This window comes from Streptomyces sudanensis (assembly GCF_023614315.1).
Classification (GTDB): domain Bacteria; phylum Actinomycetota; class Actinomycetes; order Streptomycetales; family Streptomycetaceae; genus Streptomyces; species Streptomyces sudanensis.
In genome coordinates this window covers 1,188,715-1,198,897 of record NZ_CP095474.1, presented here as the reverse complement: position 1 = coordinate 1,198,897, position 10,183 = coordinate 1,188,715, and the positions used below count along the sequence as shown (strand labels likewise).

Here is a 10,183-nt window from a genome sequence, read left to right as displayed (position 1 = left end):
GTCCGCGGCCNGNGGGCGGCGGCCTCCGGGGCGGCGGCCTCCGCCACTGTCCGGGCGAGGGCCGCGCGCGCCCTGCGCGTGCGCCGCGCCCCGCGCAGGGCGTCCCAGGTGAGCAGCGTCAACGCCAGCCACACCAGCGCGAACCCGGCCCACCGCTCCGGCGGCATGGCCTCCCGGAAGTACACCACCCCCATCAGGAACTGGAAGACGGGCGCCAGGTACTGCAGCAGCCCCAGCGTCGACAGCGGCACGCGGATCGCCGCCGCGCCGAAGCACACCAGCGGCACCGCCGTGACCAGCCCCGTCGAGACGAGCAGCGCCGTATGACCCGCCCCCGCCGTGCCGAACGTGGCGGACCCCTGCGCGCCCAGCCACACGAGGTACCCGACGGCCGGGAGGAAGACGACCGCCGTCTCGGCGCCCAGCGACTCCAGGCCGCCCAGGTTGACCTTCTTCTTCACCAGCCCGTACGTCGCGAAGGAGAACGCCAGCACCAGCGAGATCCACGGCGGCCTGCCGTACCCGACGGCCAGCACGACCACCGCCGCGAAGGCGACGCCGACCGCCGCCCACTGCACCGGCCGCAGCCGCTCCTTCAGCAGGACGACGCCCATGGTGATGGTGACCAGCGGGTTGATGAAGTACCCGAGGGACGACTCGACGACGTGGCCGGCGTTCACGGCCCAGATGTAGACGCCCCAGTTCAGGGTGATCACCGCCGCCCCGGCCGCGACGAGCGCCAGTCTCCGCGGCTGCCGCAGCAGCGGGGGTATCCACGCCCAGCGCCGCAGGACCAGCAGCGCGAGCGCCACGGCCACCAGCGACCAGGCCATGCGGTGGGCGAGGATCTCCACCGCGCCCGACGGCTCCAGCAGGGGCCAGTACAGGGGGAAGAGCCCCCAGATGCCGTAGGCCCCGATCCCGTAGAGGAGTCCCGTCCTCTGACCGCCCCCGCCGTCGTTCCTGGCCGCCACTGGCCGCTCCACTTCCTGTCCGGGGCGTTGCCGTCCCGCGCCACGTCGTCCGCTCGACGGTAACGCCGCACGGGACGGTCTGTCATGCCCGTATCGCCATACGGTCATGACATGCCCTGTCGGGGCAGTGCCGGACGGGCGCGCCCGCGGGACCACCGCCCCGGGCGGCCCGCCGGGGCCGGGGCCGGGCGCACCGCAGGGCCGGGTGCCGGGGCAGGTCCGGGGTACGGCACATCCGGGGTACGGAAGGTCCCGGGGGCCGCCCCTACGGGGCGCCAGCCCCCGCCCCTACGGGACGCCCGCCCCGCGGAACGCCCCGGCCCCGGACCCGCACGGGTCCGGGGCCGGGGCGGTGGACGGCCGGGGCGGCCTCAGCCGACGACCGTCCAGGTGTCGCCGCCGGCGAGCAGGGCGGCCAGGTCGCCCTTGCCCCGCTGCTCCACGGCGGTGTCGAGCTGCTCGGCCATCAGCGTGTCGTAGACCGGCCGCCGGACGCTGCGCAGGACACCGATCGGCGTGTGGTGCAGGGTGTCCGGGTCGGCCAGCCGCGAGAGCGCGAAGGCCGTGGTCGGGGAAGCGGCGTGCGCGTCGTGGACCAGCACCCGCGCCTCGTTCTCCGGGGTGACGGCGACGACCTCCAGGTCCCCCGTCGCCGGGTCGCGGACGACCCCCTTCGACCCGTCCGGGCCGAAGCGGATCGGACGGCCGTGCTCCAGCCGGATCACCGCGTCCTGGGCCCGCTCCTTGTCCTTGAGCGCGTCGAAGGCGCCGTCGTTGAAGATGTTGCAGTTCTGGTAGATCTCCACCAGCGCCGTGCCGGGGTGGTCGGCGGCCTGCCGCAGGACCTCGGTGAGGTGCCTGCGGTCGGAGTCGACCGTCCGGGCGACGAAGGTCGCCTCCGCGCCCAGCGCCAGCGACACCGGGTTGAACGGCGCGTCCAGCGAGCCCATCGGCGTGGACTTGGTGATCTTGCCGACCTCGGAGGTGGGCGAGTACTGGCCCTTGGTCAGGCCGTAGATCCGGTTGTTGAACAGCAGGATCTTGAGGTTGACGTTCCGCCGCAGGGCGTGGATCAGGTGGTTGCCGCCGATGGACAGCGCGTCGCCGTCACCGGTGACGACCCAGACCGACAGGTCGCGGCGCGAGGTGGACAGACCGGTGGCGATGGCGGGGGCGCGGCCGTGGATGGAGTGCATCCCGTAGGTGTTCAGGTAGTACGGGAAGCGCGAGGAGCAGCCGATGCCGGAGACGAAGACGATGTTCTCCCTCGCCAGTCCCAGCTCGGGCATGAAGCCCTGGACGGCGGCGAGGATCGCGTAGTCGCCGCACCCGGGGCACCAGCGGACCTCCTGGTCGGACTTGAAGTCCTTCATGGACTGCTCGGCCGCGGCCTTGGGCACCAGCTTCAGGGCTTCACCGGGCATCGACGGCCTCCTTGAGTGCCTCGGCGAGCCGCTCCGCCTTGAACGGCATGCCGTTGACCTGCGTGTGGCTGCGCGCGTCGACCAGGTACTTCGCGCGGATGAGGGTGGCGAGCTGGCCGAGGTTCATCTCGGGGACGACGACGTTCCCGTACCGCTCCAGGACCTCGCCGAGGTTGGCGGGGAAGGGGTTGAGGTGCCGCAGGTGGGCCTGGGCGATCGCCTCGCCGCCGGCGCGCAGCCGGCGCACGGCGGCGGTGATCGGCCCGTAGGTGGAGCCCCAGCCGAGCACCAGGGTCCGCGCCGTGCCGTCCGGGTCGTCGACCTCCAGGTCCGGGACGGCGATCCCGTCGACCTTGGCCTGGCGGGTGCGGACCATGAAGTCGTGGTTGGCCGGGTCGTACGAGATGTTGCCCGTGCCGTCCTGCTTCTCGATGCCGCCGATCCGGTGTTCCAGGCCGGGCGTGCCGGGCAGCGCCCAGGGCCGCGCCAGGGTCTCGGGGTCGCGCTTGTACGGCCAGAAGACCCGCGTGCCGTCGTCCAGAGTGTGGTTCGGGCCCGTCGCGAAGGCGACGCCCAGGTCGGGGAGGTCCTCCGGGTCCGGGACGCGCCACGGCTCGGAGCCGTTCGCCAGGTACCCGTCGGAGAGGAGGAACACCGGCGTCCGGTACTCCAGGGCGATCCGCGCGGCCTCCAGGGCGGCGTCGAAGCAGTCCGCCGGGGTGCGCGGCGCCACCACCGGCACCGGGGCCTCGCCGTTGCGCCCGTACATCGCCTGGAGCAGGTCCGCCTGCTCGGTCTTGGTCGGCAGGCCCGTGGAGGGGCCGCCGCGCTGGATGTCGACGATCAGCAGCGGCAGCTCCAGGGAGACGGCCAGGCCGATCGTCTCGGACTTCAGCGCCACGCCCGGCCCGGAGGTGGTCGTCACCGCCAGCGAACCGCCGAACGCCGCGCCCAGCGCCGCGCCGATGCCGGCGATCTCGTCCTCCGCCTGGAAGGTCCGCACGCCGAAGTTCTTGTGCCGGCTCAGCTCGTGCAGGATGTCCGAGGCCGGGGTGATCGGGTACGAGCCGAGGAACAGCGGCAGGCCCGCCCGGTCGGCGGCCGCGATCAGGCCGTACGACAGGGCCAGGTTCCCGGAGATGTTCCGGTACGTGCCGGGCGGGAACGCCGACGTGGCGGGGGCGACCTCGTAGGAGACGGCGAAGTCCTCCGTCGTCTCGCCGAAGTTCCAGCCCGCGCGGAACGCGGCGACGTTCGCCTCCGCGATCTCCGGCTTCTTCGCGAACTTCCTCCGCAGGAACTGCTCGGTGCCCTCCGTCGGCCGGTGGTACATCCACGACAGCAGGCCCAGCGCGAACATGTTCTTCGACCGCTCCGCCTCCCTGCGGGACAGGCCGAAGTCCTTCAGCGCCTCGACGGTGAGGGTCGTCAGCGGCACGGGGTGGACGCGGTAGCCGTCCAGCGACCCGTCCTCCAGCGGCGAGGTCGTGTAGCCCACCTTCGCCATGGCCCGCTTCGCGAACTCGTCCGTGTTGACGATGACCTCGCCGCCGCGCGGCACGTCCGCGATGTTCGCCTTCAGCGCGGCCGGGTTCATCGCGACCAGCACGTTCGGCGCGTCGCCGGGCGTGAGGATGTCGTGGTCGGCGAAGTGCAACTGGAACGACGAGACGCCCGGCAGCGTCCCGGCGGGCGCCCGGATCTCGGCGGGGAAGTTCGGCAGCGTCGACAGGTCGTTGCCGAACGACGCCGTCTCCGACGTGAACCGGTCACCCGTGAGCTGCATGCCGTCACCCGAGTCGCCCGCGAAGCGGATGATCACCCGGTCCAGACGGCGGACCTCCTTCGCGGGGACGCGCCGCACCGGGGTGCCGGGCTGCTCCCCGGCGGCCGCCCCGTCGGCCGTCCGGGCCCCGCGCACCGCCTCGCCTGTCTGCTCGGCCGGGCTACTGACCTGGCTGGTCACTGAACTGGACCTCCCTCGAGACAAGGGGTCACCCCGCCGTCGGCGGGAGAACGCTCGGAAGACGGCCGGACGACCGGACGCCCCGAGGCCCACCCTACGTCGGTAAGGGTCCCCTTCCCTGGACAGCTCGGATAGTGGACGTTCTCCTGGGATGTGCTTTCGTCCTGGAACATCATGCTTCGTCCCTCCCCGTGCGCCACCGGAGCGGCACTCCCGGCTCGGTCTTCGGTCCTCGGCCCTCAGTCCTCAGTCCTCGGTCCTGGTCCGGGGCACCGCCGGCGGTTCAGGAGTTCACGTGGGCCAGCACGGCGAGGACCCGGCGGTGGTCCCCCTCGCTCGGCGCGAGCCCCAGCTTCAGGAAGATGTTGCCGACGTGCTTCTCGACCGCCCCGTCGCTCACCACGAGCTGCTTGGCGATCGCGGAGTTCGTCCGGCCCTCCGCCATCAGACCGAGGACCTCCCGCTCGCGCGGCGTCAGCCCCGCCAGCACGTCCTGCCGGCGGCTCCGCCCCAGCAGCTGCGCCACGACCTCCGGGTCGAGCGCCGTACCGCCCCGGGCGACCCGCACCACCGCGTCCACGAACTCGCGGACGTCCGCCACCCGGTCCTTCAGCAGGTAGCCCACGCCCCGGCCGCTGTCGGCCAGCAGTTCCGTCGCGTACCGCTCCTCGACGTACTGCGACAGCACCAGCACCCCGACGGCCGGGTGGTCCGCGCGGAGCCGTACGGCCGCCCTGACCCCCTCGTCGGTGTGGGTCGGCGGCATCCGCACGTCCGCCACGACCACGTCCGGCGGGGCGCCCTCGGCGGCCAGCGCGTCCACGGCCTCCAACAGGGCGTCCGCGTCCCCGACGCCGGCGACGACCTCGTGCCCCCGGTCGGTCAGCAGCCGGGTCAGGCCCTCTCTGAGCAGCACGGAGTCCTCGGCGATGACCACCCGCACCCTGTCGTCCACGGTCCCGCGGCCCCCCACTTCCGATCTCGGTTCCGGACGGCGACGTCCGCCGCCCCTGCCAGGATCGCAGCAACTCCGCCCGTACGCGCGGAGATCGTTCAACTGTTCCCGGCCGTTCTCAGGCGCGCCAGGGGAGTTCGGCGGTGGCGGTGGTGGGGCCGCCGGGTGGGGAGTGGAGGGTGAGGAGTCCGTCGACGGCGTCGAGGCGTTCGGTAAGTCCGGCGAGGCCGGTGCCGGTGGTGGGGTCGGCGCCGCCGTGTCCGTCGTCGGTGACCTGGATGAGGAGGCGGTCTTCGGTGCGTCGTACGTCGACGGTGGCGTGGGTGGCGTGGGCGTGTTTGGAGACGTTCTGGAGGAGTTCGGAGACGGTGAAGTAGGCGATGCCCTCGATGGCTGAGCGTCTCGGGTGGGCAGGTCGGCGTTGACGGTGACGGGGACGGTGCAGCGTGAGGCGACGGCGGACAGGGCGGCGTCCAGGCCGCGGTCGGTGAGGATGGCGGGGTGGATGCCGCGGGCGAGGTCGCGTAGTTCGCGCAGGGCGAGTTTCACCTCGTCGTGGGCTTCTTCCACCATGCGGGTGGCGGCGTGGGGGTCTTCGGCGGCTTTCTCCTTGGCCAGGCCCAGGTCCATGGCGAGGGCGACCAGGCGGGCCTGCGCGCCGTCGTGCAGGTCCCGTTCGATGCGGCGCAGGTCGGCGGCCGCGGTGTCCACCACCACACCCCGATCCGACTCCAGCTCGACGACCCGGGTGGCCAGCCGGGACGGCCCGAGCAGGCCCCGCACGAACAGGCCGTCCACGACCGCCAGGGCCCGCACCAGCCAGGTCGCCAGGTACACCAGGACCAGCCCGACGAGACTGGTCACCGCCAGCTCGCCCGCCGAGTCCAGTACGCGGCCGCGCGTCCCGTCCCCGGGGAGCTGGATGCCCCTCGCACCGGCGTTCAGGGGCAGCGCCCACTGCCACAGCGGGTACGTGAGCAGCATCCACGAGACGGTGCAGGCGGTCACCGCCAGGGAGAACGCGATCACCGCCCACGGCATGTGCAGCAGCGTGTACAGCAGGTGCCGCCAGGAGGCGCCGCTCTTGAGGAGCGCCCACATGGTGTCCGCGAGCCGGGCGCCGGGCCTGGCACGGGCCGGCTCCGGAGCGTCGACGCGCACCCCGAGGAGGGCGCGGGCCCGGGCCCGTTCGACCGCGCCGATGCCCCGGCACACGGCCAGCCCCAGGGCCAGGAGGGGTACGCCGACGAACGTGACGACCAGTCCGGTGCCGACCGCGAGGACCGTCACGGACAGGACGAAGTAGCACAGGCTCAGGGGGAGGCCGACCACCAGGTGACCGAACGCCCGCCAGGTGTGCGCCGCGAACGGTGCGGCCGACCCGGCGGGGAGGCGCGGCGCGCGCGGCCGGCCGGTGCGGGAGCCGTGTGCCAGGGCCATGGTGGGGTTCCGTTTCTGTCGGTGCGGGGTCGCGGGGTCGCGGTGTGGGGTCGGGGTGTGGTGCGGGTCGGGTCGCGGTGCGGTGCGGGTCGGGGTGTGGTGCGGTGCGGCCGGTGGTGCGGTGCGGGTCGCAGTGTGGTGCGGTGCGGCCGGTGGGCCGGGTGCCGGACGCCGGGTGCCGGTCCTTCGCGGGGGCCGGCTCCGGTGGGGGCCGCTCCGGTGCGGGGCCGGCAGCGGTACGGGTGGGTGGCCGGCCGCCCCGGAGCGGGCGCCGGATCGGATCCGGCGCCGGACCGGGTCCGGCACCGTTCAGCGCCGCGCGTCCGCCGCCCGGCTCCGCCAGGGGAGTTCGGCGGTGGCGGTGGTGGGGCCGCCGGGTGGGGAGTGGAGGGTGAGGAGTCCGTCGACGGCGTCGAGGCGTTCGGTGAGTCCGGCGAGGCCGGTGCCGGTGGTGGGGTCGGCGCCGCCGTGTCCGTCGTCGGTGACCTGGATGAGGAGGCGGTCTTCGGTGCGTCGTACGTCGACGGTGGCGTGGGTGGCGTGGGCGTGTTTGGAGACGTTCTGGAGGAGTTCGGAGACGGTGAAGTAGGCGATGCCCTCGATGGCGGGGGCGGGTCGGGTGGGCAGGTCGGCGTTGACGGTGACGGGGACGGTGCAGCGTGAGGCGACGGCGGACAGGGCGGCGTCCAGGCCGCGGTCGGTGAGGATGGCGGGGTGGATGCCGCGGGCGAGGTCGCGTAGTTCGCGCAGGGCGAGTTTCACCTCGTCGTGGGCTTCTTCCACCATGCGGGTGGCGGCGTGGGGGTCTTCGGCGGCTTTCTCCTTGGCCAGGCCCAGGTCCATGGCGAGGGCGACCAGGCGGGCCTGCGCGCCGTCGTGCAGGTCCCGTTCGATGCGGCGCAGGTCGGCGGCCGCGGTGTCCACCACCACACCCCGATCCGACTCCAGCTCCGCGACGCGCCGCTCCAACTCGTCCGACGGGCCCAGCAGGCCCCGCACCATCGCGCGGTCGGCGTTCGCCATGGCGCGCGCCAGGTACGGCAGCGCGGGCCACAGCACGAACAGCGCCACGAACGTCACGGCGAACGTCACCACGCCCCAGGGCAGCCGCACGAACCCGTACAGCATCGTCCGCCACGCCACCGCGTCCCGCAGCGCCGTCCACACCGCCGCCACCGGCCCGCCGCCCGGCCGGCGCGGCGGGCGGCTCGGCTCGTCGACCCGGACGCCCAGCAGGCCCCGGGCGCGCGCCCGCTCCACCCGCCCGACCAGCCGCGCCCCGGCCAGCCCGGCCGCCAGCAGCGGCAGCCCGACGACCGTCACGGAGAGCGCGGCGCCCACGGACACCACCACCGTCACGTACACGAACGCGAGGAGCGACGACGGGAGGTTCAGCAGGAGGTGGACGACCTCCTTCCACATGATGGCCCCGAACCCGACACGCCCCGCGGGACCCGCGGGCGCTTCCGGCCGGGCGCGGCCGACCGCCTCGGCGAATGCCCCTCCGGGCCCGGTTCCCGCCGGTCCGCCCGCCCCGGCCGCCTTGTGCGTACCGGCCGCCCGGCCGGTTCCGGCGGGCCCGGACGGCCCGGTGGGGGAGGGGGCAGCCGGGTACGGCCGGTCGCTGCGCGTGGTCATGGTGTCAGCCTGCCGGGTCGCGACCCCGCGGCACCATGGGGTACGCGGGTGGTGTGCGGTGGGGGCAGCCCCACCCCGGGCGCGACACGGCCGACCCCCGGAATTCGCCAGGGCCTAGACTCCCGTGCGTACGGATCGCCGGATCGGCGCCCGCGGGGGCAGGAAGAGAGGAGCGGACGTGCCGGAACGGACCGGGCTCGCGGCCGACTACTTCCAGGGCTACTCGGCCGTCGGACTCCTCGCCGTCCTCGGCGTGCTCTTCGTGGCCGCCGCCTTCGCGGCCGGGCGGCTGCTCCGCCCCGTCGTGCCGACGCCGGAGAAGCTCCTGACGTACGAGTGCGGCGTCGACCCGGTGGGGGAGGGCTGGGCCCACACCCAGGTCCGCTACTACGTCTACGCCTTCCTCTACGTGATCTTCGCGGTCGACTCGATCTTCCTCTTCCCGTGGGCGACCGTCTTCGCCGAGGCGGGGTACGGAGCGGCCACACTGGTGGAGATGTTCGTCTTCCTCGGCTTCCTCGCCGTGGGACTGCTCTACGCGTACAAGAAGGGCGTCCTGACATGGACGTGACTCCCGGAGCCGGCACCGCCGGCGTGCCCGCCGAGCCCGTGCCGCTGCCCGAGCCGCAGCGGCTGGGCCTGCTGTCCCGACTGGCGCCCGAGCCGATGAAGGTGGTCCTGAACTGGGGCCGCCGCTACAGCCTGTGGGTCTTCAACTTCGGGCTGGCCTGCTGCGCCATCGAGTTCATCGCCGCGTCGATGGCCCGCCACGACTTCATCCGGCTCGGCGTGATCCCCTTCGCGCCGGGCCCGCGCCAGGCCGACCTGATGATCGTGTCCGGCACGGTCACCGACAAGATGGCGCCCGCCGTGCGCCGCCTGTACGAGCAGATGCCGGAACCGAAGTACGTGATCTCCTTCGGCGCCTGCTCCAACTGCGGCGGGCCCTACTGGGACTCGTACTCCGTCACCAAGGGCGTCGACCAGATCATCCCGGTCGACGTGTACGTGCCGGGCTGCCCGCCGCGGCCGGAGGCGCTCCTCCAGGGCATCCTCAAGCTCCAGGAGAAGATCGCCCGCGAGTCGCTGGACGAGCGGTACGGCCGGGGGGCGTCCCGGCCCTCCGCCGCCGCCCTGCGCAGCGGCCCGGTCGCCCCGCCGCCCGCCCCCGGGGGCGGTGCGGAGTGAACGCCTACGACACGCTGCCCGACGCCGTCGCCGACGTCTTCGGACCGGAGGCCACCGCCGGACGGGCGTACGACCTGCTGACGGTCGACGTGCCCGCCGACTCGTGGATCCCCGCGCTGGAGACCGCCCGCGACGCCCTGGGCTGCACCTACTTCGACTGGTTGAGCGCCGTCGACGAGCCCGGCACCGGGTTCCGCGTCTGCGCCCACGTCGCCGCGCCGGAGAACGGCCGGGTGCGGCGCCTCCTCCTGCGCACCACGGTCCCGCACGAGGCACCCGCCCTGCCCACGGCCGTGGGCGTGTACGCGGGCGCCGCCTGGCACGAGCGCGAGACGCACGAGATGTTCGGCGTGGTCTTCGAGGGCCACCCGAACCCGGCGCACCTCCTGCTCCCCGACAACTTCGAGGGCCACCCCCTCCGCAAGGACTTCGTCCTGGCCGCCCGTGTCGCCAAGGCGTGGCCCGGCGCCAAGGAGCCGGGCGAGTCCGAGCACGACGGCCCCAGGCGGCGCCAGATGCTGCCGCCCGGCGTCCCCGACCCCAACGAGTGGGGCCCGCTGAAGGGCCGGCTCCCGGCCGCCCCCGCCCGTCCGCGGCC

The 10,183-nt window shown here is 73.8% G+C and carries 6 protein-coding genes and 3 pseudogenes; 3 read left to right on the top strand and 6 right to left on the bottom strand.

What is annotated here, in order from left to right; genetic code table 11:
* Nucleotides 1–11: 11 nt before the first annotated feature.
* The 6 genes and pseudogenes from rarD to MW084_RS05440 all read right to left on the bottom strand — a co-directional run.
* Nucleotides 12–1,082: EamA family transporter RarD (gene rarD, locus MW084_RS05465; RefSeq protein ID WP_420833729.1), on the bottom strand; the 1,071-nt coding region annotated here is incomplete at its 3' end.
* Nucleotides 1,083–1,345: 263 nt separating this feature from the next.
* Entirely contained in the window at nt 1,346–2,398 is a 1,053-nt protein-coding gene (locus tag MW084_RS05460; protein WP_010475926.1) for a 2-oxoacid:ferredoxin oxidoreductase subunit beta, read from the bottom strand.
* On the bottom strand, nt 2,388–4,364 hold the full coding sequence (locus MW084_RS05455) for a 2-oxoacid:acceptor oxidoreductase subunit alpha (RefSeq protein WP_029553919.1): 1,977 nt from the start codon (nt 4,362–4,364) through the stop codon (nt 2,388–2,390). The genes MW084_RS05460 and MW084_RS05455 overlap by 11 nt, the downstream gene beginning before the upstream one ends.
* 283 nt (nt 4,365–4,647) lie before the next feature.
* Nucleotides 4,648–5,289 (bottom strand): annotated as a pseudogene (locus MW084_RS05450) (response regulator transcription factor); the annotation flags it as partial.
* 148 nt (nt 5,290–5,437) lie between these two features.
* Nucleotides 5,438–6,759 (bottom strand): annotated as a pseudogene (locus MW084_RS05445) (sensor histidine kinase).
* Nucleotides 6,760–7,068: 309 nt separating this feature from the next.
* Nucleotides 7,069–8,181 (bottom strand): sensor histidine kinase, encoded by a 1,113-nt coding sequence (locus MW084_RS05440; protein WP_255129478.1) that lies wholly within the window; start codon nt 8,179–8,181, stop codon nt 7,069–7,071.
* A 394-nt stretch (nt 8,182–8,575) separates the two neighbouring features.
* On the opposite strand from MW084_RS05440, the gene MW084_RS05435 reads away from it, so the two are divergent.
* The 3 genes and pseudogenes from MW084_RS05435 to MW084_RS05425 form a co-directional block, all read left to right on the top strand.
* Nucleotides 8,576–8,968 (top strand): NADH-quinone oxidoreductase subunit A, encoded by a 393-nt coding sequence (locus tag MW084_RS05435; RefSeq protein ID WP_010470584.1) that lies wholly within the window; start codon nt 8,576–8,578, stop codon nt 8,966–8,968.
* On the top strand, nt 8,959–9,585 hold the full coding sequence (locus MW084_RS05430) for an NADH-quinone oxidoreductase subunit B (RefSeq protein ID WP_010470583.1): 627 nt from the start codon (nt 8,959–8,961) through the stop codon (nt 9,583–9,585). Before MW084_RS05435 ends, MW084_RS05430 begins: the two co-directional genes overlap by 10 nt.
* Nucleotides 9,582–10,183: pseudogene (locus tag MW084_RS05425) on the top strand (NADH-quinone oxidoreductase subunit C); the annotation flags it as partial. The gene MW084_RS05430 and the pseudogene MW084_RS05425, both read left to right, overlap by 4 nt.